This window comes from Pseudonocardia sp. ICBG601 (genome assembly GCF_020496245.1).
The window spans coordinates 1,878,409-1,903,273 of the sequence record NZ_JAHLJA010000148.1 but is presented as its reverse complement, the minus strand read 5'-3'; the positions used below and the strand labels follow the sequence as shown (position 1 = coordinate 1,903,273).

Genomic DNA, 24,865 nt, shown 5'->3' with positions numbered 1-24,865 from the left:
CACCGTCCCGCGACGTGGTGCCGCGGCCCCGTCGCACACGACGGTCTCCCCTATGATCGATTGCGGACGACGGATTGATACGTCCGAATCCGCACCATCATCACAATCGGGGACCCGGAGCGCGCGCCACACCGGCCCGCATCGCCGCGTCCGCCTCACGCAGGATCTCGCGCATCGCCGCTCCGGCACCCGCCGGGTCACCGGACCGGACGGCGTCGGCGACGTCGCGGTGCAGCCGGATCGCGTCCGGCTCCGGCCGGCTGGGCATCAGGTGGTGCCGGGTGCGCCCGGCCAGCACCTCGGCGACGACGTCGCCCAGCGCGGCCACCATCTCGTTGCCCGAGGCCGCGAGCAGCGTGCGGTGGAACACGACGTCGGCCTCCAGGTAGGCCAGCAGGTCCCCGGACCGCCCGTGCACGGTCATGTCCATCACCGCGCCGACGAGCACACCGCACTGCTCGGGGGTGGCCCGGTCGGCGGCCAGCTCGGCGGCCAGCGGCTCCACCCCGCAGCGCAGCTCGGACAGCGACCGCAGCTGCTCGTCGCGGCCGGGACCGTCGAGCCGCCAGCGGATCACCCGCGGGTCGTGCACGTTCCACTGCTCCCGCGGGGCGACCGTCGTGCCGACCCGGCGCCTGCTGCGCACCAGGCCCATCGACTCCAGCACGCGCACGGCCTCCCGGACGACGGTGCGCGACACGCCGTAGCGCGCGACCAGCTCCTCGGCCCGCAGGACCTCGCCCGCCCCGATGGTCCCCGCGGCGATCGCGGTACCGAGCCGGTCCAGGACGTCCCCGTGCAGACCCTCCGTTGCGCCACCCACGAGCCGAATCGTGCCACTCCATCGTCGCAGCGAGGCGATTCGACATACCTGAACCGATTCGGTATTGAAAAAGTACTACTTATGACCGACGCTGGTCCCGCAACGGGCGGGGTACCCCCGGTCCGTGTGCCGATGCCGCCACACCCGTGAGGAGCCGATGCAGTGACGCAGCAGCCACCCCGCCCCCTCGTCGTCGTGATGGGGGTGTCCGGCTCCGGGAAGTCCACCGTCGGCGCCGCCCTCGCCGACGCCCTCGGTGTCCCCTTCACCGACTCCGACGGCCTGCACCCGGCCGCGAACGTCGCGAAGATGACCCAGGGGATCCCGCTCACCGACGCCGACCGCGAGCCCTGGCTCGACGCCGTCGGCGCCCGGCTGGCCGAGCACACCGGCACCGGGCTCGTCGTCGCCTGCTCGGCGCTGCGCCGCGCCTACCGCGACCGGCTGCGCTCGCACGCGCCGTCGACGGTGTTCGTGCACCTGTCCGGCGACGCCGCCGTGCTCGCCGAGCGCATGGGCGGGCGCTCCGGGCACTTCATGCCGACCGCGCTGCTCGACTCCCAGCTGGCCACCCTGGAGCCGCTGGCCGCCGACGAGGCCGGGACGACGCTGGACATCCGCCGGCCGGTCGACGAGATCGTCGCGGGCGCCGTCGCCGTGACCGGGCCGGAGGTGGCCCCGCGATGACGCTGCACCCCGCACTCGTCCTGGCCGCGGAGCAGGCCCAGCCGGTCGCCTCCGCCGGTCGCCTGGTGACCGCCGCACTGGTGGGCATCATCGCGCTGGTCCTGCTGATCACGCGGTTCTCGCTGCACCCGTTCCTCGCACTGACCATCGGCTCGCTGCTCGTCGCGGGCGTGGCGGGCATGTCGATGGGCGACGCCGTGGAGGCCTTCTCCGACGGCTTCGGCTCCACCGCCGCGAGCGTCGGCACGCTGATCGCGCTGGGCGCGATGTTCGGCAAGCTGCTCGCCGACTCCGGCGGCGCCGACCGGCTGGTCGACACGATCGTCTCCCGCTCCGGCCCGCGGACCCTGCCGTGGTCGATGGCCGCCGTCGGCGCGCTGATCGGCCTGCCGATGTTCTTCGAGATCGGCCTGGTCATCCTGATGCCGGTCATCTTCCTGGTCGCGCGCCGCGCCCAGGTCTCGCTGATCGCCGTCGGCATCCCGGCACTGGCCGGGCTCTCCGCCATGCACGGCCTGGTCCCGCCGCACCCCGGCCCGCTCGCCGCGATCGGCATCCTCGACGCCGACCTGGGCATCACCCTGGTCCTCGGCGTGCTCGTGTCGATCCCGGTCGTCGTCCTGGCCGGGCCGCTGTTCGCCAAGGTCGCGGCCCGCTGGGTCGACGTGTCCCCGCCCGCGCTCTTCGAGTCCCGGGTCGCCGCCGGGAGCAGCACCGCGTCCGGCGGGTCGGCCGGCGCCACCACCGGCACCGACCCGGACACCGGCTCCGGCAGCGGCTCCGGCGACGACGCCGCCGTCGACCGCGACGCCCCGGACGGCGGGCCCACCCGGCGCCCCGGGTTCGCCGCCACGCTGCTCACCGTGCTGCTGCCGGTCGTGCTGATGATGGGCAAGGCCGTCGGCGACATCGCCGCGCCCGAGGGCAACCCGGTGCGCGCCGCGCTGGACTTCGTCGGCACCCCGCTGGTCGCGCTCCTGCTGTCGGTGCTGGTCGCGATGGTCACCCTCGGCACCGGATCCGGCATGAACCGCGCCGGGATCATGGGCTCGCTGGAGAGGTCGCTGCCCGCCATCGCCGGCATCGTGCTGATCGTCGCCGCGGGCGGCGGGTTCAAGCAGACCCTGGTCGACACCGGGATCGGCGCGATGATCGCCGGCTGGGCCACCGGCGCCGGCATCTCCGCGCTGCTGCTGGGCTGGCTGGTCGCGGTGGCGATCCGGCTCGCGACCGGGTCGGCGACCGTCGCGACGGTGACCGCCGCGGGCATCCTCGTCCCGCTGCTGCCGACGCTCGACCCGACCCAGACCTCGCTGCTGGTACTGGCGATCGGCGCGGGCTCGCTGTTCTTCTCCCACGTCAACGACGCCGGGTTCTGGCTGGTCAAGGAGTACTTCGGGCTCACCGTCGGCCAGAACATAAAGACCTGGTCGATCATGGAGACCGTCATCTCGGTCTCCGGCCTGGTCCTGGTGCTGCTGATCGACCTGGTGATCTGACCCCGCTCAGACGACGACGCCGGCCCGGGTCGCCGGGTCGGCGCCGGTCGTCCGGCCCGGCCCGGCGACGTCGCGGGCGGTGCGGGCCAGGCGCCGTACCGCCTCGGCCGTCACAGGCCCGGGGTGGGTGAAGGGCACCCGCAACCGGTCGGTGAACGCGTGCCCGGCCCCGAACCGCGGCCCGGGCGCCAGCACCAGACCGTGTCGCGGGGCGGCCGCGGTCAGCGCCGTCGAGACGTGCGCACCGAGGTCGCACCACAGCGCGAGCCCGCCGTCGGGGACGGTGAAGTGCCAGTCCGACAGGGCCGCGGCGAGCTCGGCGACCAGCACGTCGCGCCGGGTGCGCAGCACCCCGACCCGTTCGGCCCGCAGCACGTCGAGCCGCTCCAGCACCTCGACGGCGACGAGCTGCTCCAGCACCGGCAGCGCCAGCTGGGCGCGGGCCAGCCGTCGTCGCATCCGGGCGGCGCGCTCGCGGCCGGCCCGGATCCAGCCGATCCGCAGCCCGCCCCAGGCGATCTTGCTCAGCCCGCCGACGGTGACGACGTCGTCGGGCCCGGCGGCGTGCGCGGCACACGGCAGCGGCCCCGTGGCGCCCTCGCGCAGGTCCAGCTCGGCGAAGGTCTCGTCGACCAGGGCGACCGTGCCCTGGCGGGCGAGGCGCTGCACGAGCCGGGCGCGGGCGTCGTCGTCGAGGAGGCGGCCGGTGGGGTTCTGGAAGTCCGCCATCAGGTACGCGACCCGCGCCGCGGTCTGCCGGGCGGCCCGCGGCAGCACGGTCTGCGGGGTCGCGTCGGCACCGTCCGCCGACACCGGGACGGCGACCGCCCCCGCGTCGGCGACGACGTCGAGCGCCGACGGGTAGGTGGGGTGCTCGACGAGCACCCGGTCGCCGGGCCCGGCCAGCTCGGCGACGACGATCCCGATCGCCTGCAGCGCCCCGCCCGTCACGACGACCTGCTCCGGCCCGGTCGGGAGCCCCCGGGCGGTGAACCGGTCGGCGATCGCGGCCCGCAGCGCGGGCAGGCCGTCCGGGCCGTAGCCGTGTCCGGCCAGCTCCGCGGCACCCCGTTCGACGGCGCGGGCGACCAGGTCGGGCAGCACCGCGGGCGCGGCGGGCGCGGCGTGGGCGAGGTCGATTGTGCCGCGGTCGACCGGCCCCGGCGCCCAGACCCCGTCGACGCCCCCGGTGCGGTCCGGGAGCCGTACCCAGGTGCCCGACCCGTGCCGGGCGTCGGCCCAGCCGTCGTCGCGCAGGTCGCGGTAGGCGCGGGCGACGGTGACCCGGCTGACGCCCAGCGCCTCGGCCAGCGCCCGCTCCGCCGGCAGCCGGGTGCCCGACGGCAGCCTGCCGTCGCCGGTCAGCACCCGCACCGCGTCGGCCAGCACCCGGTACGCCGGGCCGCGCCCGCCGTGGACGTCGCCGCACAGCGCGGCGAGGCGCTCCGCCCCGATCCCCTGCGTCATTCCCGATCCACTTTCGTTCGAGTGGCACGGTGACGACAGGCCATCGACAGAGGCAGCATGCCATCTCGTGACGATCGACAGCTCCCGCTGGTCGCTGCGGATGCCGCGGCGCACCCGGCGGCTCACCCAGCTCGTGGCCGGCCTGGTCGCCTACGCGGTCTCGATGGCGCTGATGATGCGCGCGGCCCTCGGCTCGATGCCGTGGGACGTGTTCCACCAGGGCGTCGCCGGCCGTACGGCCCTGTCGGTGGGCGCGGTGACCGTGGTCGTCGCGGTCGGGGTGCTGCTGCTGTGGATCCCGCTGCGGGAACGGCCAGGACTGGGGACGGTGGCGAACGTCGTCGTCATCGGGGCCACGGTGGACACCGCGCTCGCGGTGCTGCCCGCCCCGGAGGCGCTGTGGCTGCGGGTGGCGTACGCCGTCGCCGGGATCGTGCTGAACGCGGCGGCGACGGCGGCCTACATCGGGGTCGGGCTGGGGCCGGGCCCGCGGGACGGGCTGATGACCGGGCTCGCGGCCCGCACCGGCCTGTCGGTGCGGCTGGTGCGGACCGCGATCGAGGTGACGGTCGTGCTCGTCGGGTGGGTGCTCGGCGGTGTCTTCGGCCCGGTGACGGTCGTCTACGCGCTCGCCGTCGGGCCGCTGGTGCAGTGGTTCCTGCCGCGCTTCACCGTGGGTGCGGTCAGCCCGTCACCTTCGACAGCCAGTCCCCGTTGCTCAGATCCATCTTGACCCCGTTCACCATCACCGTCGGGGTCCCGAAGCGGCCGCCGGGCGCCACCGCCGGGTCGGCGACGGCCGCCTTGGTCGCGTCGGCGATCGCCTGGCTGTTCGCCTGGCGGGTGACGCAACCCGCGAAGTCGCCCTTGGCCCCCAGCTCGGTGCCGAGCGCGGTCAGCTCCTGCACCGTCTTCCCGGCACTGCCCTCGGTGGGCTGCTCGGTGTAGAGGCGGGAGTGGTACGCGGGGAAGATCCCGGCGTCGGCGGCGCACAGTGCGGCGTTGCCGGCGCGGGTCGAGTAGCCGGGCGGGGTCGAGCGCTCGTCGAGGATCACGATGTGGTGATAGTTGATCTTCGCCTTGCCCTCGTTCACCGCGGTGGTGAGCTGGTTCCCGACACCGCTCTCCAGCTGCTGGCAGGCGGGGCAGAGGTAGTCCTCGTAGAGGTCGACGGTCACCGGTGCCGCCTGGTTCCCGGCCTTCACGACGACGCCGTCGCGGGTCACCGGGTAGGTCGCGACGGTCGCCTTCTGGTAGTTCTGGTACAGCACGTAGACGCCCGTGGCCAGGGCGATGACCAGCACGAGCGCGCCGATCCCGAGGTTGCGACCGAGTCCGCTCGAGGTGCGCGCGGAGCTGATCCCCGCCGCCTGCAGCCGGGCCTGCGCGGCCTGCCGGCGCTCGCGCTCACTCTGTCCCATCAGTGCTCCTCCGTCGCGTCCGCCGGCGCCCGCCGGTCGTGGTCGTGTGCCGCGGCCCGGTCCCCGCGCCCGTCGAGGGAGAACAGCGTCCGCGGGCGCACCACCAGGTACACCGCGGCCGCCGTGAAGGCGAGGTCGCGCAGCAGGGACAGGCCGTAGCCGGTGTCGTCGGGGTCGACCGGCCCGCCACCGCCGAAGCAGCCGCAGTCGATCGCCAGCCCGCGCGCCCACGCCTGCACCAGCCCCGCGACGAACGCGAGCAGCAGCACGGTGCCCACCACCGCGGCGAGCCGGGTGGCGAGGCCCGCGAGCAGAAGCAGGCCGAGTGCGATCTCCAGCGGCGGCAGCAGCGTCGCGACCGGCACGACGAGCGCATCCGGCAGCACCCGGTAGGCGGCGACGGCGACGGCCGTGGTGAACGGCTCGGACAGCTTCACCGCCCCCGACACCAGCCAGACCGCGGCCAGCCCCAGCCGCAGCACGGTGCCCAGCACGTCGAGCGGGCGGGCTGCGGTCACGACCGGGAAGCCTAGCGAGCCCGCCGGTTCAGAACTCCTCGCGGGCGGACTCCTGCTCCAGCAGCGCGTCGAGATCGGTCAGCCGCTTCATCGTGGCGACGGCGCGGGCGGTGCGGTTGTTGCCCGCCATCATCTCCTCGTGGCGGTGCACGAACTGCCAGTAGCCCGCGGTGAACGGACAGGCCTTCTCCCCCACCCGCACCTTCGGGTCGAACGCGCAGCCCGAGCACAGGTCGGTCATCCGGTCGATGTAGGCGCCACCGGAGGCGTAGGGCTTGGTGGCCATCCGGCCGCCGTCGGCGTGCTGGCTCATCCCGATCACGTTGGCGGGCATCACCCAGGCGAACCCGTCGACGAACGCGGTCGCGAACCAGTCGTTGAGCTCCGCGGGCCGGTAGCCACGCTGCATGGCGTGGTTGCCGAGGATCATCAGGCGCGGGATGTGGTGGGTCCAGCCGCGGTCGCGGACCCCGCCCAGGGCGTGCGACAGGCAGTTCGCGGTGACGGCGTCGGCGTCCAGGTCGGTCCACCAGTCCGGCAGCGGGGTGCGGGCCCGCAGGTGGTTGCGACGCGTGTAGCCGCGCCCGAAGCGCCAGTACAGCTGCCAGACGTACTCCCGCCAGCCGAGGATCTGCCGGACGAACCCCTCGACGCTGGACAGCCGGGCGTCCCCGTCGTGGTAGGCCTGCTCGGCGGCGTGCACCGCCTCCAGCGGGTGCAGGGCGCCCAGGTTCATCGGCACCGACAGCAGCGAGTGCGCCATGGCCCAGTCCTGCTCCAGCACCGCGTCCTCGTACGGGCCGAAGGTGTCGAGGCGGTGCCGGACGAAGTGCCGCAGCGCCCGGGTGGCCTCCTCGTGGGTGACGGCGAAGCGGCGCGGCCCGTCGTTGCCGACCGTGGGGTACCCGGCCGCGTCGAGGTCGGCGCGGACCTGCTCGTCGATCCCGTCCTCGCGGGGCCTCCAGGGCGCCTTCACGTCCAGGCGCTCGGCGCCCTTCGGCGGGGACTCGCGGTTGTCGTGGTCGTAGTTCCACTTCCCGCCGACGGGCTTCTCCCCGTCCATGAGCACGGAGAACCGCTCGCGCTGGGCGCGGTAGAACTCCTCCATCCGGAAGGTCTCGCGGTCGCCGGCCCAGTCGTCGAACTCGTCCTTGCCCAGCGCGAAGGTCGGGGTGGGCCGGACCTCGGTCACGAGGCCCTCCTTCACGAAACGGCGCACCATGTCCGACGCCGGGAACGACGTCGGCTGGTGCACCACCACCGGGCGGCCGACCTGCTCCAGCGCCTCGCGGTAGGTGTCGGTGCGCAGGTAGGTGGCCCGGTCGCCGAGCTGCTCGGCGAGGTGACGCATCCCGGACAGCACCAGGTGCAGCTTCTGGCGGTGGTGGCGCCGGCGGCCCAGCGCCCGGGTGGACTCGACGATCACGACCTCGCGGTCGGCGAACTCCTCGGTGTCCCACACGTGCGGGCCGAGCTGGTCGGCGAACAGCCAGAGGGGGGCCGTGTCATCGGACGACATCGGCTCAGTGTCGGTGTGGTCGCACACCTCCGCGCGGCGAGCGCGGTCGTCCTATCGTTGCAGGCGTGAACGATCCGGAGCTGGAGGCGGAGCTCGCCGACCACAGCCACGACCACTCCCATCGGGACGTCTCGGGCGGCTGGCTGCGCGCCGCCACGTTCGGCGCGATGGACGGCCTGGTCACCACGATCGCGCTGGTCGCGGGCGTCGGCGGGGGCGGGGCGGACCGCGACCTGATCGTGCTGACCGGGCTGGCGGGCGTCGTCGCGGGGGCGTTCTCGATGGCGCTGGGCGAGTTCGCCTCGGTCGGCACCCAGAACGACGCGCTCGACGCCGAGGCCGCCGTCGAGCGCCACGAGCTCGCCCTGCACCCGCGCGCCGAGGAGCACGAGCTGGCCTCCCGGTTCCGCGAGATGGGGCTGACCGGGCAGACGGCGGACGCGGTCGCCCGCGAGGTGCACCGGGACCCGGAGCTGGCGCTGCGGATGCACGTCAGCCAGGAGCTGGGCGTCAGCCTGGACGACAAGCCCTCGCCCTGGGTGGCGGCGACGTCGTCGTTCGCCGCGTTCGCGGTCGGCGGGCTGATCCCGCTGACGACGTTCCTGCTCGGCTACGGCTCGCTCGCGCTGGGCCTCGCCGTCGGCGGCGTCGGCCTGCTCGTCGCGGGGGCGCTGACCTCGCGGTTCACCTCCCGCTCGTGGTGGTCGGCGGCGCTGCGCCAGCTGGCGTTCGGCGCCATCGCCGCCGGCGCCACGTACCTGGTCGGCATGCTGATCGGCGTCAGCGCCGCCTGAGGGTCAGTCCTCCACGCTGATCACCCGGGCCGGGCACACGTGCTCGGCCTCCTTCACCGCGTCCCGGTCCCCCTCGGCGGGCGAGTCGGTCAGCAGCTCGACGATCCCGTCGTCGTCCTGGTCGAAGACGTCCGGCGCGGTCACGACACACTGACCGGCCCCGATGCACAGTTCCTTGTCCACGATCACGCGCATGGCCATCAGAATGCCACCGGCAACGCGTGCACGCCGTAGATCGCCATGTCGTCGCGGAACGGGATCTCCGAGTCCGGCACGGTGACCCGCAGTCCCGGGAAGCGCCGCAGCAGCGCCGGGTAGGCGATCTGCAGCTCCAGGCGGGCCAGCGGCTGTCCCAGGCACTGGTGCACCCCGAACCCGAACGCGACGTGCCGGTTCGTCCCGCGGGACACGTCGATCTCGTCGGGGTGCGGCCACTGCCGGGGGTCGCGGTTGGCGGCCTCGGCGGCGAGCACCACGCCCTCCCCCGCCCGCACCGTGACCCCGCCGATCTCCAGGTCCTCGGTCGCGACCCGGCGGCGGCCGATGTGGGTCACGGTCAGGACCCGCAGCAGCTCCTCGACCGCGGCGCGGACCTGCGCGGCGTCGCCGTCGCGGACGACGGCGAGCTGGTCGGGGTGGTGCAGCAGGGTCAGCGTGCCGAGCGCGATCATGTTCGCCGTCGTCTCGTGCCCGGCGACGAGCAGCAGCAGCGCCGAGGCGCTCGCCTCGTCGACGGTGAGGTCCCCGGCCGCGACCCGGGCGGCCATCCCGCCGAGCACGTCGTCGCGCGGCTCGTCCAGCCGCGCCCGGACGAGGCCGGCGAGGTAGTCCTGCAGCGCGTCCGACGCCGCGGCCGACGCCTCCGCGCCCGAGGTCAGGTCGACCATGATCCGGCTCTGCGACTCGAAGAACGCATGGTCGGCGTAGGGGACCCCGAGCAGGTGGCAGATCACCAGCGACGGCAGCGGCAGCGCGAACGCCTGCACCAGGTCGGTCGGGTTCTCCCCCGCCTCCATGGCGTCCAGCAGCTCGGTGACGGTCTGCTCGACCAGCGGCCGGAGACGCTCGATGCGGCGCACGGTGAACTCACCGATGAGCATCCGCCGGTGCCGGGCGTGCTCGGGGCCGTCCATCATGATGAAGCTGCGCCGGCGCCCCCGGGAGCGCACGCGGCGCGACCGCGACGCGGCCGGGTAGCCGTCGCGGTCGGCGTCGGCGGACAGCCGCTCGTCGGCGAGCGCGGCGCGGACGTCGTCGTAGCGGGTGACGAGCCACGGCGTGCTGCCGTCCCAGATCCGGACGCGGGCGATCCCCGGCCCGGCGGGGCACTCGTCGTCCCGGATGCGGGCGAGCTCGGCGGGCGGGTCGAAGGGGCACCCGCGCGTCATCGGGTAGGTGGGCACGGGATCGGTCACGGCGGTCATCGGCATCACTCCCACCAAGGATGTTAGCAATGCACAGTTTCATCGCGCAACGATCTTCTCCGGAAACAGGAACGGCCCCGTCCCGGGGTCGGGACGGGGCCGCTGGGCGGTGGAGGTGCCGGGAATCGAACCCGGGTCCTCCGTCGGTTCACGAGGGCTTCTCCGTGCGCAGTCCGCTAGGTCTCTACTCGGATCCACCGGTCACGCGAACAAGCCGGTGTGACGATCCCAGCCGCTGTTGGATGTCCCCTGCGGTTCCGCGGCCGGACCGCAGGGTGAGTCCCCTGAATGATGTCGGGACCCGGAGCGGGGACGCCTCCGGCCCGACAGCCCCTACCTGAAGATCAGGCAGCGAGCGCGTAAGCGCTCTGGGCAGTGCGACTGTTGTCGGCACTTATTTTTTTGCGACGCATGGTTAACGAGATCATCGTCGCCTTCCTCGGCACGCTTCACCTCGATCAACGATCGGAGTCGAAACCGTTCACCCCCTGGTCGGGTCCCGGAGGACCCGCAGTCCACCTGCACTCCGCCCGGACGTACCCGGGCGGACGCACAGCATAACGCCCCGCGCCCGCCCGATCATCCCGGTTACCGGTGGCGTGTCACCCCGCCGCGACCTCGTAGGTGTGCCCCGCGGCCCGCAGCCGGTCGACCAGCACGTCACCCAGCGCGGTGGCCGGGGTGAGACAGCCCGCGCGGTCGGGCAGCGCGGACCCGCCCAGGGCCAGTGCGAGGCCCGCCTCGCCGAACATCACCGCGGTGGCCCCGTAGCCGGGGTCGCCGAGACCGGAGACCCGCACCCGGTAGCGACGCCCGGACTCGGTCTCGGCACGCACGTCCATCCGGAACCAGCCGCGCTCGCGGGTCCGCTCCGACGGCCCGGTCCCGGGCGCGGGCAGCACCCGGTCGAGCAGCGGGCGGATCGGCGGCACCATGAACGCGCCGACCAGCGCGCCGAGCCCGCCGGTGACCACACCCGCGGTGATCGCCCCGGACACCCCGCGACCGCAGCCCTGGAGCTCGCCGTAGCGCAGGCCGCGGCCGTAGGCGTGGTCGAGCAGCGCGTTGGAGCGGCGCACGATCCGCGTGTTGTAGGACGCCATCACGAACGGCGCGGTCCAGGTGCCGTCCGGGAGCCGGGCGGGCGGTCCCGCGTCACCCGGCTGCGACGGCGTCGGCTCGGCCGAGGGGTCGGGGCTCAGCGAGTGCGGGCGGGCGGCCAGGCGCCGGGCGTCGCGGTCGGTGCGGACGGTGTCGAGCTGCCCGCGCAGCGAGTCCACCGTGCCGCCCGAGACCCCGCCGCGCATCGTCGCGACCGTGCGGACCTCGGTGAGCCCACCCGCACCGTCGGCCTGTGCGGCCCGGTGCGCGAGGAACACCCCCAGGTCGGAGGGGACGGAGTCGTAGCCGCAGGAGTGCACGATCCGCGCGCCGCTGGCGCGGGCGGTGTCGTGGAAGCGGTCGATCGCCTCGCGGACGAACAGCACCTCACCGGTGAGGTCGGCGTAGTGGGTGCCGGCCCGCGCGCACGACCCGACCAGCCCCAGGCCGTACTTCGCGTACGGGCCGACCGTGCTCAGCACGACGCGGGCGCCCGCGGCGAGCCGGTCGGTCGCGGCCGGGTCGGCGGCGTCGGCGACGATCAGTGGCCAATCCCGCGCCGACGCGGGCAGCGCCGCCCGGGTCGCGGCGAGCCTCGCCTCGGAGCGGCCGGCCAGCGCGATGCGCACCCCGGGCGGGGCGTGCTCGGCGAGGTGACGGGCGATGAGGCCGCCGACGAAGCCGGTCGCACCGTAGAGGGCGATGTCGACCGGGGCGGCCGCGCCGTTCCCGTCGTTCTGCGGGCTGACCATGTCTAGGAGCTCCTCGGGGTCTCGGCCGCGGGGCCGGGGGTGGCGTGTCGGACGGGGTCGACGCCCAGCAGCGCGGCCGGGGCGTCGTACAGGACCGAGCGCAGGAACGCCGCGCCGAGGCGGGGCTCGGCGGCGGCCCAGCCGGCGATCGCGGCGAGCTGCTCGGCGTAGGCGTAGGGGATGTTGGGGAAGTCGGTACCGAGCACGATCCGCCCCGGGTGCTCGGCCAGGCGTGCCGGCCAGTCCGGCGGCAGCGGCGCGATCCGCTGGGAGAACGCGGTCCCGACCATCGTCGTGTCGAGCACCAGGTTCGGGAACCGGTCCAGCAGCTCCAGCGCGCCCCGGAAGTCCGGCATGCCCGCGTGGGCCAGCACGATCCGCAGATCGGGGTGCGCCGCCAGTACCTCGGCGAAGATCCCGAGGCCGGTGTGCTCGCCGGGGATCGGGCCGTCGCCGCAGTGGACGACGGCGGGCACACCCGCGTCGGCCAGCAGGCCCCAGGCGTCGCGCAGCAGGGGGTCGCGCGGGTCGAACCCGCCGACCTGGACGTGCACCTTGACCATCCGCGCCCCGTCGGACACGGCACGGCCGAGGTAGTCCACGACGGACGGTTCCGGGTAGAGCGTCGCGGTGCGCACCGCGCGCGGGTGGGCGTCGGCGAACCCGCCGGCCCAGCCGGTGAGCCACTCCCCCATGCCCGGCTTGTGCGGGTAGGTCAGGGGCGCGAACGCGAGCACCCCGAGGCGTTCGAGGATCGCGTACCGCTCCTGTTCGGGCAGCCGGTACTGCACCGGCCACGGGGTGCCGTAGTGGGTCTCAGCGGCGTCGAAGTAGGCCCAGACCTTGTCGAGCATGCGCTGGGGCAGGAAGTGCACGTGCACGTCGACCAGGCCGGGCAGGTCCAGCTCGGCGGTCCAGCGGGGCACGTCGGCGTCGTCGGAGGGTGGCACGGGGAGATCCACGGCCCCACCCTAGGCGGGCCGTGGCTCAGCCGCGCAGGTCCCGGGCCCGCCCCTTGGCCGCACGGCCGACGGCGCGCGCGATCTCCTTCTGGGCGTCCTTCTTGGCCAGGTCACGGCGCTTGTCGTAGTCCTTCTTGCCCTTGGCGAGCGCGATCTCGCACTTGACCTTGCCGTCGTTGAAGTACAGCGACAGCGGCACCAGGGTGAGCCCGCCCTCGCGGGTCTTGCCCATCAGCCGGTCGATCTCCCCACGGTGCAGCAGCAGCTTGCGGGTGCGGCGCGGCTCGTGGTTGGTCCAGCTGCCGCGCACGTACTCCGGGATGTGCAGGTTGCGCAGGAAGATCTCGCCGTCGTCGATGGTGGCGAAGGCGTCGACCAGCGACGCCCGGCCCAGACGGAGGCTCTTCACCTCGGTCCCCTTGAGCGCGACCCCGGCCTCGAACTCCTCCAGGATCGCGTAGTCGTGCCGGGCCCGACGGTTCTGCGCGATCACCTTCCGGCCCTGTTCCTTCACACGACCAGCCTACCCGCGCACCGCCACCGGTATCCGACCGCGGCATCGCCGGAGCAGTGCTCTTGCACTTCGGCGGCGTCGCGTGCACACTCGGTTGCGAGAGCAGTGCTCTCGTATCAGATCGACGATCACAGGAGATGGACATGACGACGACGGTGCTGGTGACCGGGGCGACCGGCGGGATCGGCGGGCACCTGCTGACCGCGCTGGCCGGTCGTGACGTGACGGTGCGGGCACTGGTCCGCGACCCCGACCGCCTCGGCGACGCCGCCGGCGTCGAGGTCGTGCGGGGCGACCTGCGCGACCCGGACGCCGTCGCCACGGCGCTGCACGGGGTCGACGCGGCCTTCCTCAACTCGCCCTCGGCCCCCGACGCCGCGACCACCCAGATCGCGGTGGCCGACGCCGCCGCGACCGCCGGGGTGTCCCGGCTGGTGCTGTTGTCGCAGTTCGCGGCACGGGCGGACTCCCCGGTGCGGTTCCTGCGCTGGCACGCCGCGGTGGAGCAGCACGTCCACGACCTGGGGATCGGCCACGTGGTGCTGCGGCCGAACCTGTTCCTGCAGGGCCTGCTGGCCTTCGCCCCCCTGGTCGCCGCGACCGGCCGGTTCGGCGCCCCGATCGGCGACGCCGCGGTGAGCGCGGTCGACGTGCGCGACATCGCCGACGCCGCCACGGCCGTGCTCACCGGCGCCGGACCGGACGGTGCGGTGCACGACCTCACCGGGCCGCGCGCCGTCACCCACGCCGGGATCGCCGCGGCCCTGACCCGGGCCACCGGGCACCCGGTCGCGTTCGACGACCTCACCCCGGAGGCGTTCGCCGCCGTCCTGGACGGGGTGCTGCCGCCCTGGCAGGCCGCGGGACTGGTCGAGGACTACGCCCACTACGGGCGGGGCGAGGCGGCGCGGGTGGACGACGCCGTGGCCGTCCTCACCGGCCACCCGGCCCGCACCCTGGAGGAGTTCGCCCGCGACCACGCCGCGGCGTTCGCCCCCGCGGGGTGAGCGCTCAGACCTTCACATAGGCGCGCAGGGTCACGTAGCCGGTGACCCCCGCGACGAGGGCCCCGGTGGGCACGAGCAGCGCCGAGACCACCAGCACGTCGGTGATCCGGACCGGCGGGATCACGCCGGCCTGACCCATCGCGGCGAACAGGTCGTCGACGACGGCGTACTTGGTCGCGACCAGGCCGATCCCGGCGAGCGCCCCGCCGACGGCCCCGGCGATGGCGGCCTCGACCAGGAACGGCAGCTGGGTGGTCCAGCGCGTCGCCCCGACCAGGCGCATCACGCCGACCTCGGTGCGCCGCATGAACGCCGAGACCTGCACCGTGTTGGAGATCAGCAGGATCGCCGCGAGCGCCTGTACGACGGCGAGCGCGAACGCCACGTTGCGCACCCCGTTCAGGAAGTCGAACAGGGTCCCGACGACGTCGCGCTGGTCGATCACCCCGCGCACCCCCGGCCGACCCTCGACGGCGGCCCGGGCGGCCGCGGCGCCCGCCTGCTGGTCGGTCAGGGTGACCCGCAGCGTGGCGGGCAGCGACTGCGGCCGGGCGACGTCGGCGACCGACTGCCCGGCGAACAGCTCACGGAACCGAGTCCAGGCCTGCTGCTGGGACTCGAACGAGACCGAGCCGACGCCCGGGGCGGCCTCCAGCGCGCTCCGCACCGACGCGCACGTCGGCCCGCTGCAGTCCGGGTCGGTCTCCGAGACGTCCGGGGTGAGCGCCACCTGGATCTCGAGCCGGTTCGTGTAGAGCGCGGAGATGTCGTCGATGGTGCGCAGCACGAGCAGGCCCGCACCGACCGACATCAGGGTGACCGCGGTGGTCAGCACCATCGCGACGGTCATCGTGACGTTGCGGCGCAGACCGGAGGAGACCTCGCGGGTGAGCAGGGCGGGGCGCATCTACCGGCCCGCCCCGTACACCGCGCGGGCCTCGTCACGCAGCACGCCGCCGTCGGCCAACTCGATCACCCGGCGGCGCATCGCGTCCACGATGGACGAGTCGTGGGTGGCCATCAGCACCGTGGTGCCCGCGCGGTTGATGCGCTCCAGGACCTGCATGATCTCCCGCCCGGTCTCGGGGTCGAGGTTGCCGGTGGGCTCGTCGGCCAGCAGCAGCGGGGGCCGGTTGACCGACGCCCTGGCGATCGCGACGCGCTGCTGCTCACCGCCGGACAGCTCGTGCGGCAGCCGCTCGGCCTTGCCCTGCAGCCCCACCATCTCCAGCAGCTCCGGGACGGCGATCCGGATCTCCGACGGCCTGCGCCCCAGCACCTCGAGCGCGAACGCGACGTTGCCGGCGACGGTGCGCTTGGGCAGCAGCCGGAAGTCCTGGAACACGCAGCCGATCCGCTGGCGCAGCTTCGGCACCTTGCGCCGGGGCAGCCCGGCGACGTCGAGGCCGTCGATGAGGATGGATCCCGAGGTGGGGACGTCCTCGCGCAGCAGCAGCCGCAGCAGCGTCGACTTGCCCGACCCGGACGGTCCGATCAGGAACACGAACTCGCCCGCACCGACCGTCGCGGAGACCCGGTCCAGCGCCGGACGCCCGGACGCCGGGTAGCGCTTGGTGACGTCCCGCAGCTCGATCACGGAGCGGGACGGTACCGCCGCCCGGAGTACACGGGCCGTGACGACACGCCCGTCAGACCGGTCCGGCGGCGACCGGGTCCCGCGACGGGTCGAGCGCACCGGCGAGCCGGTCCAGGACGGGGGCCGCCGCACGCAGCGCGACGGCATCGGTGCCGTCCAGGTCGCCGAGCGCACGCCGGATCTGCCGTGTCCAGGCCGCGTCGAGGAGCTCGCGGTGCCGGGCGGCCCGTGCGGTGGGGTGGAGCAGGGCGCGACGGCCGTCGGCCGGGTCGGTCCGGCGCTCCACGAGGTCCCGCTCGACCAGCGACCGGACGGTGGTGCTGACGTTGCTGGCCTGCAGGCCGAGCCCGCGGGCCACCGCCGAGACGGGGTGCCCGGGGCGCGCGGAGACCCACCGCAGGACCTCGTGCTCGGACCCGGTGATCGCGTCCAGCCCGACCGCGCGCTCCCCCGCCGCCCGCAGGACGCGCGACAGGTCGTGCACCGCCTCGACCAGCGCCGCCCAGTCGTCGTCGTGCTCCTCGACCTTCGTCACAGTCGCAATACTACTCGATAATCCATATATAGTTTCATAGCTGATTGCCGTGCGAGAGGACCGTCATGACCGTGGGGACCGAGCAGGCCGCGCCGAGGACGACGCGGGGGCGCGCCGTGCCGGACGGCGTGTGGATCAGCGTTCTCGCGCTGCTGACGGCGGTGGCGCCGCTGGCCACCGACATGTACCTGCCGGTGCTGCCGACGGTGGCGACCGAGCTGGGGGCGTCGGCGTCGGCGGCGCAGCTGACCCTGACCGCGTTCCTGGTGGGGCTGGCGGCCGGGCAGCTGGTGATCGGCCCGCTCTCGGACAGCTGGGGGCGGCGACGACTGGTCCTCGCCGGCACGGTCCTGCTGTTCGTCGCGTGCCTGGCGAGCGCGGTCGCGCCGTCGGTCGCGGTGCTCGTCGTCGCCCGGTTCCTGCAGGGGTTCGGCGGGGCGGCCGGCCTGGTGCTGAGCCGCGCGATGATCTCCGACCGCACCACCGGCGCGCGGACCGCGCAGCTGTTCTCCCTGATGATGGCGATCAACGGGATCGCACCGGTGGTCGCACCGGTGATCGGCAGCTCGCTCGGCGGGGTCGTCGGCTGGCGGGGCATCTTCGTGGCGCTCGCCGGGCTGGCGCTGCTCATGCTGGTGTCGTCGCTGCTCGCGGTGCACGAGACGCTGCCGGCCCCGGCCCGTACCTCCGGCGGTGTGCGACGGACCTTCTCCGACGTCGGGGCGCTCCTGCGCCGCCGTCGCTACGTCGGCTACGTGCTGGCCTTCGCCACGTCGTTCTCGATGATGTTCGCCTACATCTCCGGGTCGCCGTTCGTGCTGCAGCAGACCCTCGGCCTCTCCACGACGCAGTACGCCCTCGCCTTCGGGGCGAACGCGGCCGGGCTGGTGCTGGGCAACATCGTCAGCAGCCGGCTCGCCGCACGGGTCGCCCCGCGCCGCCAGCTCGTCGTCGCCGTCGGGGGGCTGGTCGTGCTGTGCGCGGCGCTGCTCGTCGTGGTGCTGCTCGGCGCCGCCCGTTGGCCGGTGCTCGTGCTGCTGTTCGCGACCCTGGCCACGCTCGGGTTCGTGATGGGCAACAGCGCGGCGCTGGCGACCGGCGAGGTCCGCGACCGCGCCGGGACGGGCTCGGCCCTGCTGGGGGCCACCCAGTTCGGCCTCGGCGCCCTGGTCTCACCGCTGGTCGGGTCGAGCGCGACGGCCATGGCCGTGACCATGCTGACCGCGGCCACGCTCTCCGCCGTGTCGCTCGCCGCCCTGACCCGCGGGGCGACCACGCCCCGCTGAGCCCGCCCCGCGCCGCGCACTCGTCGGCCCGGCCGCCGCGACGCCGAGATGCAGCTCAGCGGGAACTGTCGATCTCCACGGCCCGCTGAGCTGCATCTCGGTGCACCGCGCCGACCCGGGGCGAGGCGCGCGGGCGACGGGACGCGGGGCCCGTCGTCAGGGGGCGGTGATCTCCACCGGCAGCCCGGGCTCGCTGAAGGAGACGGTCACCGCGCCCGGGACCGCGGCGCCGGCGTCCTGCGTCCCGGTGGCCGGGGCCTGCGGTTCCAGGCGCAGCCGGAGCAGCCGTCCGCGGTCGGCGGGGGCGGCGTCGGGGGCACCGAGCCAGGCGGTGAACCGCGGGGTCGGCGAGACCAGCCCGGCGAGCTCGTCGAGCCGGGTCCCGACCGCGGGGTCCGGGGCGCCGGCCCGTGCGGCGGCGAGGTCCACCGACCCGGTGTACGTCGTCGCGGCGACGCCGTCGACGTCCGTGGTCCCCGGCGCGGCGACGACGTCGCGCAGCCCGGGCGCGGCGTGCAGCATCCCGCCGACCGCGCCGACCGGGAGGAGCCCCGTGGACAGCGGCTGCCAGCGGTCGCTGCCGCCGAACCGGACCCAGGCGCGGTCGTCGAGCACCCTGACCTGGGCACCACGGGTGCCGAGGGCGACGGTGAGGTCCGCGGCGAACGGGGTGAAGCGGGCGGGGCCGGAGGCGCGCACCGGGCCGGTGACCGAGTCCAGCTCGACGTCGACCCGCGCCGACCCGGCGTCGGCCAGCGCGGTGCCCGCGGCGGCCACGGTGTCCTGCGCCGACGGCGTGGCGGACGCGGGCGGCGCCCCGTCGGCGGACGGCTCCGGGGACCCCGTCGTGCATCCGGCCAGGGCGAGGACGAGGAGGGCGCCGCAGACCGCGGACGCCCGGCGACCCCGGCTCACGAGGCCGATTCGGTCTGCTTGCGCCAGCGGATGCCGGCCTCGATGAACTCGTCGATCTGGCCGTCGAGCACCTGCGAGGGGTTGCCCTCCTCGTGCTCGGTGCGCAGGTCCTTCACCAGCTGGTACGGGTGCAGCACGTAGTTGCGCATCTGGTTGCCCCAGGAGGACCCGGCCTCCTTGAACGAGTCGCGCAGCTCGCGCTCCTCCTGCCGGCGCCGCTCCAGCAGCTTCGCCTGCAGCACGGCCATCGCCGACGCCTTGTTCTGCAGCTGGGAGCGCTCGTTCTGGCAGGCGACGACGATCCCGGACGGGATGTGGGTCAGCCGGACCGCCGAGTCGGTGGTGTTGACGCCCTGACCGCCGGGCCCGGACGCGCGGAACACGTCGACCCGCAGGTCCTTCTCGTCGATCTCGATGTGGTCGGAGGTCTCGACGACCGGGGCCACCTCGACACCGGCGAACGACGTCTGGCGCCGCCCCTGGTTGTCGAACGGCGAGATCCGCACCAGGCGGTGGGTGCCGGCCTCGACCGACAGCGTCCCGAACGCGTACGGCGCGTGGACGGCGAAGGTGGCCGACTTGATGCCGGCCTCCTCGGCGTAGGACGTCTCGTAGACGTCGGTGCCGTAGCCGTGGCGTTCGGCCCAGCGCAGGTACATGCGCAGCAGCATCTCGGCGAAGTCGGCGGCGTCGATGCCCCCGGCCTCGGACCGGATGGTCACCAGGGCCTCGCGCTCGTCGTACTCGCCCGAGAGCAGGGTGCGGACCTCCAGCGAGGAGATCTCGCTGCGGAGCTTCGCGCGCTCGGCGTCGGCGTCCGCGACGGCGGACTCGTCGCCCTCGTCCTCGGCGAGCTCGTAGAGCACCGGCACGTCGTCGAGGCGGCGGCGCAGGTCGTCGAGCCGGCGCAGGTCGCCCTGGGCGTAGGCCAGCCGGCTGGTGATCTGCTGGGCGGCGTCGACGTCGTCCCAGAGGTCCGGCCGGCCCGCCTGCTCGGACAGTTCCTCGATCTCCTGGCGCAGCCGGGGCACGTCGGCGACGGCCTCGATGCTGGACAGGGTGGTGTCGAGGTCCTTCAGGTCGGCCTGGACGTCGGAGTTCACAACCGTCGAGGGTACGCGGGGTGGGCCCCGGTTCAGTCCTGGGGGATCGCGTCGATCAGCTTGATCATCGCCCGGGTGTGGGCGACGGCGAAGTCCGCGACCGGACGGCCGTAGGGGTCGTCGGTCGCACGGGCGGCGGCGCGGGCCACCGCGAGCCGCTCGGCGTAGGCCTCACGGGCGGCCGCGACGAGCTCGGTGCGCTGCTTGACCGTCAGCGTCCCCGCGTGCAGCAGCCGCAGCACCAGCGGGCTGCGGACGGCGTCGGCGTCGCCGCCGGTGGCGAGCCAGTGCTTGAACGACCGCTTGCCGGCCGCGGTGATCACGTACTGCTGGCTGGCCCGCGGGCCCTGCTTGCCCAGGCGCAGCAGCGCCTCCTCGGTCAGCGCGGGCAGCTCGCGGTAGACCTGGCTGCGGGTGACGGAGAAGAACAGGCCGAACCGCTCACCGGCCGCCGCCACCAGCTGCCCGCCGGTCATCGGCCCGCCGTGGAGCAGACCGAGGAGGGCGGCGGCGGTGGCGTTGACCGGTGTGACGGGTGCCATCGTCCGACGGTCCCACGTCCGCGCCGGGCGCGCGAGTCCACAGCGCACATCCGCCCTGAGCAGACGGGGTGCACTGTGGCCTCACGCGGCCCACGGACGGGTCAGGCCCCGATGGTCAGGGAGGCGATCCGCTCGCGGGAGACGGCGACGTCGCCGTACTGGCCGGCGAGCCGCTTGGCGCGCTTGTAGAAGAAGTGCGCCTCGTGCTCCCAGGTGTAGCCGATGCCGCCGTGGAACTGGATCATCGCCGCGGTCGCCTGGAGCGCCACGTCGCTGCTCTTGGCCTTGGCGACGGCGACGGCGAGCTCGGCACCGTCGAGCCCGGTGTCCACCGCGTGCGCGGCGTAGAGCGCCGCGTGCTCGGCCATCGTGACCCCGACGTGCAGGTCGGCCAGCGCGTGCTTGAGCGCCTGGAACGACCCGACGGGCACCCCGAACTGGGTGCGCTCGCGGTCGTAGGCGACGGTGCGGGTCAGCGCCTCGCGGGCGATGCCGACCAGGTCCGCGGCGACCAGCACGGTCGCCCGGTCGGTCAGCTGCCTCTGCAGCTCGACGGTGGTGCCGGGCAGCGCCTCGGCGGTCCCGCCGCCCAGCGACGCGAGCCGGGTGGTGCCGTCGTAGCTGCCGACCGGCGACGCCGTGGCGCCGGTGACCAGCGCCAGCCCGGGCAGGCCGTCCTCGGCCGGGGCGACGACGACGTCGGCGACGGCGCCGTACTCCACCACCGGCAGGCCGGTCGCGGCGCTGCCCCGGGTGGTGAACGCGCCGACCACCTCGCCCGCGGCGAGCTTCGGCAGCCAGGCCGCCTTCTGCTCGTCGGAGCCGGCGAGCCGGATCGCGTCGGCGGCGAGCACGGTGCCGCGCCACGGGCCGGGGGCGACGCCCGCCCCGAGCGCGCGGGCGATCACCTGGGCCTCGACCAGGCCGAGGCCGAGGCCGTCGTGGTCCTCGTCGACGGTGACCGCGGTCCACCCCTGCTCGCCGGCGGCGCGCCACAGCGACGCCGGGTTGCCGTCGTCGGACGGGTTCTCGACGACCGTCCGCACGGCGGCGAGGTCGAAGCGCTCGGCCAGGTAGTCGCGCACCGCGGTGCCGAACTCCTGCTGGTCCTGGGTGAGTGCGAAGAACATGTGTCCGCTCCCCTTACCGCGGCAGGCCGAGCACGCGCTCGGCGGTGACGTTGCGCTGCACCTGCGACGAGCCGCCCCAGATGGTGACCGAGCGCGACCACATGGCCTGGGCGTGCAGCGGGCGCAGGTCGGTGCCGTCGGGCAGTGCGTCGAGCGTGGCGTCCTCGCCGAGGATCCGGTCGTAGACCTCCCACAGGTCCTGGAACGCCTCGGACCACTGCAGCTTGGTCATCGACGCCTCGAAGCCGAGGTCGCGGCCCTGCTCGACCTGGGTGAGCACGTGCATCGAGTGCAGCCTCAGGCACTCCAGCTCGACCAGGACGCGGGCCAGGTCGTCGCGGATCACCGGGTCGGTGTCGCGGCCGAGCCTCCGGGCGACGGCGGCGATCTCGTCGTACTGACGACGGAACTCGGTGTACTGGGAGATGCCGGACGCGCCGCGCTCGAACGAGAGCAGCAGCATCGCGGTGCGCCAGCCGTCACCGATCTCGCCGAGGCAGTCGACGGCCGGGACGCGGGCGTCGTCGAAGAAGACCTCGCCGAACTCGCTGGCCCCGCTCATCTGGCGCAGCGGGCGCGCGGTGACGCCGGGCTGGTCCATGTCGATGAGCAGCATCGAGATGCCGCGGTGCTTCTCCGACCCGGCCTCGGTGCGGACCAGGGTGAAGATCTTGTCGCCGTGCACGGCGTTGGTGGTCCAGACCTTCTGGCCGTTGACGACGAAGTCGTCACCGTCGCGGACGCCCTTGGTGGACAGCGCCGCGAGGTCGGAGCCGGCGCCGGGCTCGGAGAAGCCCTGGCACCACACGACCTCGTTGCGCAGCAGCGGGCCGATGATCTCCTTCTTCTGCGCGTCGGTGCCGATCGCCATGACCGTCGGCGCGAGGAAGGTCAGCCCGAGCGGGTTGACCGTGCGCGGCGCCTGGGCGCGGACGGTCTCCTCGTCGTAGATGGCCTTCATGCCGGGCGTACCGCCGCGGCCGCCGTACTCGACGGGCCACTGAATGCCGGCGAACCCGGCGTCGGCCTTGTCCCGCTCCCAATCGCGCCGCAGCCGGAAGCTCTCGGAGTCCTCCAGGGACTCCCAGAACCCGGGGCGGGTCCACTCCTGCGGGATGTGGGCGCCGAGCCAGGAGCGCAGTTCCGTGCGGAACTCCTCCTCGGCCGGGGTGAAGGTGAGGTCCATGGATGAGCACCCGTTCTTCGTGTGAGGTCGGCACTGTCCCGCCCCGGAGCCTTCCATACCCGCCGGTAACCTGCTGTCCGCGGCGTGTCCGTGGCCCGGGCGGTATGCAGGGAGTAGCCTTTCGGTATGCGCAGCGAGCGGGTGACGGTCACGCTGCCGGCGGAGCTGGTGGCCGAGGCGAGGGACGCGGTGTCCCGCGGATCGGCGGCGAGCCTGTCCGCCTACGTGGCGGAGGCCGTGCAGGCACGGCAGGACCGGGACCGTTCCCTGGCCACCCTGGCCGACCTCTACGGCGGTCCCCCGCCGGCCGACGAGCTGGATGCCGCGCGCCGTTCGCTGCGCCCGGTCCCGCCCGTGGCCGTCGGCTGAGCCCGCGATGATCGGCGGACGCGTACTCGACTCCTCGGCTCTGGCGGCCTTCGCGACCGGTCGCCCCGTCTACATGCGTGCCCTGGTCTGGGCCGCGGTGGAGGAGAACATCGTGCTCGCGGTGCCCAGCGCCGCCCTCGGCCGCGCCTGGTCGATGGTCGACGCCGAGCACCACGCCGCACTGCAGGTCCTGCTGGGCCTGCCGAACACCGTGATCCACGAGCTGTCCCCGGAGAGCGCCCAGGAGGCCGGGCTGCTGCTGGCCTCCCAGGGGCTCGACGACATCGTGACCGGCCAGGTCGTCACCGCCGCCCGGCGACGGGGCTGGCCCGCGGTCACCGGGGACCCGGGGTCGCTGCGCAAGCTCGACCCGATGGTGCCGATCGAGGAGCTGCCCTGAGCGTGCTCAGGCGCTCCCGTCGCGCAGCCGGGTCCGGAGGCGCGCCAGCTCGTCGTCGGTGAGGCCGTTCTCGCGCAGCCAGCCGACCGGGCCGCCGTGGCGCTCGTCGAGCAGCCGCAGGAACTCGGCCATGACCTCGGCCCGCGGGCGGTGCCGGTCGATCTCCTCGGCGGGCGGCATCGGCTCACCGGAGGCGGTCGTCCACTTCCGGAACAGGGCGTCGATCCGGGTCGCGGACAGCGCGTAGTCGGCGGTGATCTCCTCCCGCGGCACCCCGACCGCGGCGCACACCAGCGCGACGAGCACCCCGGTCCGGTCCTTGCCCGCGGCGCAGTGCACGACGGTCGTGCCGGAGTCCAGGGCCGCGATCCGGCGGACCCCGTCGACGACGTACTCGCCGCGGCCCTCCAGGTAGGCGAGGTAGTGGCCGAGCATCGGATCGACCGCCGCGTGGGTGTCCTCGATCTCGGGCAGCGCGATCCCGGTCTCGGGGATGAAGCTGAGCCGGTGCACCGGCACCCCGGCGTCGGCGAGCGCACCGAGGCCGTAGGTCGTGCGTTCGTGGTCGGTGCGCAGGTCCAGCACCTGCGCGACGCCCAGCTCGTCGGTGAGGTACGCGACGGCGGCCGGGACCAGCCCCTCCAGGGACTCGGTGCGCAGCAGGACGCCGGTGCGGACGCGGCCCCCGCCGTCGAGCGGGAGGCCGCCGACGTCACGGGCGTTGGCGAGGCCGTCGACGGTCAACCAGCGGTCCGGTACGAGATCGGTCACGACCCCCAGGTTAGGCAGCCCGGGGCGCCACGGCAGCGGTCGCGACGCAGGGTTCACCGGCCGTGCACCGGCGGGCGGCGCAGCGCGGCGGGCAGCACCCGGGCACCGTCGCCGTACGCGGCGGCGGCGTCGCCGGGGTTGACCAGCCGGCAGGTCGTCATCGACAGGCAGCCGCAGCCGATGCAGCCGTCGAGACCGTCGCGCAGGGCGGTCAGCGCGTCGATCTGCTCGTCGAGCCTGCCGCGCCAGGACCGCGACAGCCGCGCCCAGTCCGACCGGGTCGGCGTGCGGTCCGCGGGCAGCGCGTCGAGGGCGGCGCGGACCTCCTCCAGCCCGATCCCGATGGACCGGGCCGCCCGGACGAAGGCGAGCCGGCGCAGCACGCTGCGCCGGTAGCGGCGCTGGTTGCCCGAGGTCCGGGTCGCGGAGATCAGCCCCTCGCGCTCGTAGTAGCGCAACGCCGAGTGCGGGAACCCGCTGCGCTCGACGATCTCCCCGATGGTCAACAGGTCGCCCGTGTCCATCCCCGTCCCCCGTCCCGTT

At 74.3% G+C, this 24,865-nt stretch carries 28 protein-coding genes and 1 other RNA gene; 8 read left to right on the top strand and 21 right to left on the bottom strand.

Annotated features, from left to right (window positions below):
* Positions 1-100 precede the first annotated feature (100 nt).
* The gene (locus KPL57_RS38490) at positions 101-823 is read right to left on the bottom strand and encodes a FadR/GntR family transcriptional regulator (RefSeq protein WP_226355419.1); all 723 of its coding nucleotides are present in this window, start codon (positions 821-823) and stop codon (positions 101-103) included.
* A 198-nt stretch (positions 824-1,021) separates the two neighbouring features.
* Here KPL57_RS38490 and KPL57_RS38485 point away from each other — a divergent pair, with 198 nt between their 5' ends.
* Positions 1,022-1,510, top strand: a complete 489-nt coding sequence (locus KPL57_RS38485) for a gluconokinase (protein WP_224403973.1) — start codon at positions 1,022-1,024, stop codon at positions 1,508-1,510.
* The gene (locus KPL57_RS38480) at positions 1,507-3,009 is read left to right on the top strand and encodes an SLC13 family permease (RefSeq protein WP_226355418.1); all 1,503 of its coding nucleotides are present in this window, start codon (positions 1,507-1,509) and stop codon (positions 3,007-3,009) included. Before KPL57_RS38485 ends, KPL57_RS38480 begins: the two co-directional genes overlap by 4 nt.
* Before the next feature lie 6 nt (positions 3,010-3,015).
* Here KPL57_RS38480 and KPL57_RS38475 read toward each other — a convergent pair whose 3' ends face one another.
* Entirely contained in the window at positions 3,016-4,476 is a 1,461-nt protein-coding gene (locus KPL57_RS38475) for a PLP-dependent aminotransferase family protein (protein ID WP_226355417.1), read from the bottom strand.
* Positions 4,477-4,576: 100 nt separating this feature from the next.
* Here KPL57_RS38475 and KPL57_RS38470 point away from each other — a divergent pair, with 100 nt between their 5' ends.
* Positions 4,577-5,209 carry a hypothetical protein gene (locus KPL57_RS38470; protein WP_255656411.1) on the top strand — a complete coding sequence of 211 codons (633 nt, stop codon included), beginning with the start codon at positions 4,577-4,579 and terminating at the stop codon, positions 5,207-5,209.
* On the opposite strand, the gene KPL57_RS38465 is transcribed toward KPL57_RS38470, so the two are convergent.
* Genes KPL57_RS38465 through KPL57_RS38455 form a run of 3 tightly spaced genes read right to left on the bottom strand, consistent with a single transcriptional unit; the run spans position 5,160 to position 7,934 of the window.
* Positions 5,160-5,897, bottom strand: a complete 738-nt coding sequence (locus KPL57_RS38465) for a thioredoxin domain-containing protein (RefSeq protein WP_226355415.1) — start codon at positions 5,895-5,897, stop codon at positions 5,160-5,162. The two genes, KPL57_RS38470 and KPL57_RS38465, sit on opposite strands and share 50 nt — an antisense overlap.
* The gene (locus tag KPL57_RS38460; RefSeq protein ID WP_226355414.1) at positions 5,897-6,415 is read right to left on the bottom strand and encodes a MauE/DoxX family redox-associated membrane protein; all 519 of its coding nucleotides are present in this window, start codon (positions 6,413-6,415) and stop codon (positions 5,897-5,899) included. The genes KPL57_RS38465 and KPL57_RS38460 overlap by 1 nt, the downstream gene beginning before the upstream one ends.
* Positions 6,416-6,443: 28 nt before the next feature.
* Entirely contained in the window at positions 6,444-7,934 is a 1,491-nt protein-coding gene (locus KPL57_RS38455; RefSeq protein WP_226355413.1) for a cryptochrome/photolyase family protein, read from the bottom strand.
* Between the two features lie 65 nt (positions 7,935-7,999).
* On the opposite strand from KPL57_RS38455, the gene KPL57_RS38450 reads away from it, so the two are divergent.
* Positions 8,000-8,728, top strand: a complete 729-nt coding sequence (locus tag KPL57_RS38450) for a VIT1/CCC1 transporter family protein (protein ID WP_226355412.1) — start codon at positions 8,000-8,002, stop codon at positions 8,726-8,728.
* Positions 8,729-8,731: 3 nt separating this feature from the next.
* On the opposite strand, the gene KPL57_RS38445 is transcribed toward KPL57_RS38450, so the two are convergent.
* The 6 genes from KPL57_RS38445 to smpB form a co-directional block, all read right to left on the bottom strand.
* Entirely contained in the window at positions 8,732-8,923 is a 192-nt protein-coding gene (locus tag KPL57_RS38445; protein WP_073578396.1) for a ferredoxin, read from the bottom strand.
* A gap of 5 nt (positions 8,924-8,928) precedes the next feature.
* Positions 8,929-10,152 (bottom strand): cytochrome P450, encoded by a 1,224-nt coding sequence (locus KPL57_RS38440; RefSeq protein ID WP_226355411.1) that lies wholly within the window; start codon positions 10,150-10,152, stop codon positions 8,929-8,931.
* Between the two features lie 107 nt (positions 10,153-10,259).
* Positions 10,260-10,641: a transfer-messenger RNA gene (ssrA, locus tag KPL57_RS38435) on the bottom strand.
* Between the two features lie 113 nt (positions 10,642-10,754).
* Positions 10,755-12,005 carry a trans-acting enoyl reductase family protein gene (locus tag KPL57_RS38430; RefSeq protein ID WP_226355410.1) on the bottom strand — a complete coding sequence of 417 codons (1,251 nt, stop codon included), beginning with the start codon at positions 12,003-12,005 and terminating at the stop codon, positions 10,755-10,757.
* Between the two features lie 2 nt (positions 12,006-12,007).
* Positions 12,008-12,967: an amidohydrolase family protein gene (locus KPL57_RS38425; protein ID WP_226355409.1), complete on the bottom strand. Its 960-nt coding sequence runs from the start codon at positions 12,965-12,967 to the stop codon at positions 12,008-12,010.
* 25 nt (positions 12,968-12,992) lie between these two features.
* Positions 12,993-13,481, bottom strand: coding sequence for an SsrA-binding protein SmpB (gene smpB, locus KPL57_RS38420; protein WP_060713108.1), 489 nt, complete (start codon positions 13,479-13,481; stop codon positions 12,993-12,995).
* A gap of 143 nt (positions 13,482-13,624) precedes the next feature.
* Here smpB and KPL57_RS38415 point away from each other — a divergent pair, with 143 nt between their 5' ends.
* Positions 13,625-14,488, top strand: coding sequence for an NAD(P)H-binding protein (locus tag KPL57_RS38415; protein ID WP_226355408.1), 864 nt, complete (start codon positions 13,625-13,627; stop codon positions 14,486-14,488).
* Positions 14,489-14,492: 4 nt separating this feature from the next.
* Here the strand turns inward: KPL57_RS38415 and ftsX are convergent, their stop codons facing one another.
* The 3 genes from ftsX to KPL57_RS38400 are packed head-to-tail and all read right to left on the bottom strand — an operon-like array spanning position 14,493 to position 16,620.
* Positions 14,493-15,395 (bottom strand): permease-like cell division protein FtsX, encoded by a 903-nt coding sequence (gene ftsX, locus KPL57_RS38410; RefSeq protein ID WP_226355407.1) that lies wholly within the window; start codon positions 15,393-15,395, stop codon positions 14,493-14,495.
* Positions 15,396-16,085, bottom strand: coding sequence for a cell division ATP-binding protein FtsE (gene ftsE, locus KPL57_RS38405; RefSeq protein WP_226355406.1), 690 nt, complete (start codon positions 16,083-16,085; stop codon positions 15,396-15,398).
* A gap of 52 nt (positions 16,086-16,137) precedes the next feature.
* Positions 16,138-16,620, bottom strand: coding sequence for a MarR family winged helix-turn-helix transcriptional regulator (locus KPL57_RS38400; RefSeq protein ID WP_226355405.1), 483 nt, complete (start codon positions 16,618-16,620; stop codon positions 16,138-16,140).
* A 65-nt stretch (positions 16,621-16,685) separates the two neighbouring features.
* On the opposite strand from KPL57_RS38400, the gene KPL57_RS38395 reads away from it, so the two are divergent.
* Entirely contained in the window at positions 16,686-17,906 is a 1,221-nt protein-coding gene (locus tag KPL57_RS38395) for a multidrug effflux MFS transporter (protein WP_226355404.1), read from the top strand.
* Between the two features lie 156 nt (positions 17,907-18,062).
* Here KPL57_RS38395 and KPL57_RS38390 read toward each other — a convergent pair whose 3' ends face one another.
* The 5 genes from KPL57_RS38390 to KPL57_RS38370 all read right to left on the bottom strand — a co-directional run bounded on the left by KPL57_RS38390 (position 18,063) and on the right by KPL57_RS38370 (position 22,782).
* Entirely contained in the window at positions 18,063-18,821 is a 759-nt protein-coding gene (locus KPL57_RS38390; protein WP_226355403.1) for a hypothetical protein, read from the bottom strand.
* Complete coding sequence (gene prfB / locus KPL57_RS38385) at positions 18,818-19,924, bottom strand: peptide chain release factor 2 (protein WP_073578362.1); 1,107 nt, start codon at positions 19,922-19,924, stop codon at positions 18,818-18,820. The genes KPL57_RS38390 and prfB overlap by 4 nt, the downstream gene beginning before the upstream one ends.
* Before the next feature lie 32 nt (positions 19,925-19,956).
* Positions 19,957-20,466 (bottom strand): helix-turn-helix transcriptional regulator, encoded by a 510-nt coding sequence (locus KPL57_RS38380; protein ID WP_020621783.1) that lies wholly within the window; start codon positions 20,464-20,466, stop codon positions 19,957-19,959.
* A gap of 101 nt (positions 20,467-20,567) precedes the next feature.
* Positions 20,568-21,596: an acyl-CoA dehydrogenase family protein gene (locus tag KPL57_RS38375; RefSeq protein WP_226355402.1), complete on the bottom strand. Its 1,029-nt coding sequence runs from the start codon at positions 21,594-21,596 to the stop codon at positions 20,568-20,570.
* A gap of 13 nt (positions 21,597-21,609) precedes the next feature.
* Positions 21,610-22,782, bottom strand: a complete 1,173-nt coding sequence (locus KPL57_RS38370) for an acyl-CoA dehydrogenase family protein (RefSeq protein ID WP_226355401.1) — start codon at positions 22,780-22,782, stop codon at positions 21,610-21,612.
* A 126-nt stretch (positions 22,783-22,908) separates the two neighbouring features.
* Here KPL57_RS38370 and KPL57_RS38365 point away from each other — a divergent pair, with 126 nt between their 5' ends.
* A complete protein-coding gene (locus KPL57_RS38365) occupies positions 22,909-23,151 on the top strand; it encodes a hypothetical protein (protein WP_020621780.1) in 243 nt (80 codons plus the stop codon).
* A 7-nt stretch (positions 23,152-23,158) separates the two neighbouring features.
* Complete coding sequence (locus tag KPL57_RS38360) at positions 23,159-23,551, top strand: hypothetical protein (RefSeq protein ID WP_062400607.1); 393 nt, start codon at positions 23,159-23,161, stop codon at positions 23,549-23,551.
* A 6-nt stretch (positions 23,552-23,557) separates the two neighbouring features.
* Here the strand turns inward: KPL57_RS38360 and KPL57_RS38355 are convergent, their stop codons facing one another.
* Both KPL57_RS38355 and soxR read right to left on the bottom strand, forming a co-directional pair.
* Entirely contained in the window at positions 23,558-24,322 is a 765-nt protein-coding gene (locus KPL57_RS38355) for a tyrosine-protein phosphatase (protein ID WP_226355400.1), read from the bottom strand.
* A 53-nt stretch (positions 24,323-24,375) separates the two neighbouring features.
* On the bottom strand, positions 24,376-24,846 hold the full coding sequence (soxR, locus tag KPL57_RS38350) for a redox-sensitive transcriptional activator SoxR (protein WP_178374282.1): 471 nt from the start codon (positions 24,844-24,846) through the stop codon (positions 24,376-24,378).
* Positions 24,847-24,865 lie beyond the last annotated feature (19 nt).

Bases quoted from the DNA above. Each gene is read 5' to 3' on its own strand.
- KPL57_RS38485 (WP_224403973.1), top strand. From the start codon at position 1,022: ATGGGGGTGTCCGGCTCCGGGAAGTCCACCGTCGGCGCCGCCCTCGCC.
- KPL57_RS38480 (WP_226355418.1), top strand. From the start codon at position 1,507: ATGACGCTGCACCCCGCACTCGTCCTGGCCGCGGAGCAGGCCCAGCCG.
- KPL57_RS38475 (WP_226355417.1), bottom strand. From the start codon at position 4,476: ATGACGCAGGGGATCGGGGCGGAGCGCCTCGCCGCGCTGTGCGGCGAC.
- KPL57_RS38470 (WP_255656411.1), top strand. From the start codon at position 4,577: ATGCCGCGGCGCACCCGGCGGCTCACCCAGCTCGTGGCCGGCCTGGTC.
- KPL57_RS38465 (WP_226355415.1), bottom strand. From the start codon at position 5,897: ATGGGACAGAGTGAGCGCGAGCGCCGGCAGGCCGCGCAGGCCCGGCTG.
- KPL57_RS38455 (WP_226355413.1), bottom strand. From the start codon at position 7,934: ATGTCGTCCGATGACACGGCCCCCCTCTGGCTGTTCGCCGACCAGCTC.
- KPL57_RS38445 (WP_073578396.1), bottom strand. From the start codon at position 8,923: ATGCGCGTGATCGTGGACAAGGAACTGTGCATCGGGGCCGGTCAGTGT.
- KPL57_RS38440 (WP_226355411.1), bottom strand. From the start codon at position 10,152: ATGACCGCCGTGACCGATCCCGTGCCCACCTACCCGATGACGCGCGGG.
- KPL57_RS38430 (WP_226355410.1), bottom strand. From the start codon at position 12,005: ATGGTCAGCCCGCAGAACGACGGGAACGGCGCGGCCGCCCCGGTCGAC.
- KPL57_RS38415 (WP_226355408.1), top strand. From the start codon at position 13,625: ATGACGACGACGGTGCTGGTGACCGGGGCGACCGGCGGGATCGGCGGG.
- ftsX (WP_226355407.1), bottom strand. From the start codon at position 15,395: ATGCGCCCCGCCCTGCTCACCCGCGAGGTCTCCTCCGGTCTGCGCCGC.
- KPL57_RS38395 (WP_226355404.1), top strand. From the start codon at position 16,686: ATGACCGTGGGGACCGAGCAGGCCGCGCCGAGGACGACGCGGGGGCGC.
- KPL57_RS38380 (WP_020621783.1), bottom strand. From the start codon at position 20,466: ATGGCACCCGTCACACCGGTCAACGCCACCGCCGCCGCCCTCCTCGGT.
- KPL57_RS38375 (WP_226355402.1), bottom strand. From the start codon at position 21,596: ATGTTCTTCGCACTCACCCAGGACCAGCAGGAGTTCGGCACCGCGGTG.
- KPL57_RS38370 (WP_226355401.1), bottom strand. From the start codon at position 22,782: ATGGACCTCACCTTCACCCCGGCCGAGGAGGAGTTCCGCACGGAACTG.
- KPL57_RS38365 (WP_020621780.1), top strand. From the start codon at position 22,909: ATGCGCAGCGAGCGGGTGACGGTCACGCTGCCGGCGGAGCTGGTGGCC.
- KPL57_RS38360 (WP_062400607.1), top strand. From the start codon at position 23,159: ATGATCGGCGGACGCGTACTCGACTCCTCGGCTCTGGCGGCCTTCGCG.
- soxR (WP_178374282.1), bottom strand. From the start codon at position 24,846: ATGGACACGGGCGACCTGTTGACCATCGGGGAGATCGTCGAGCGCAGC.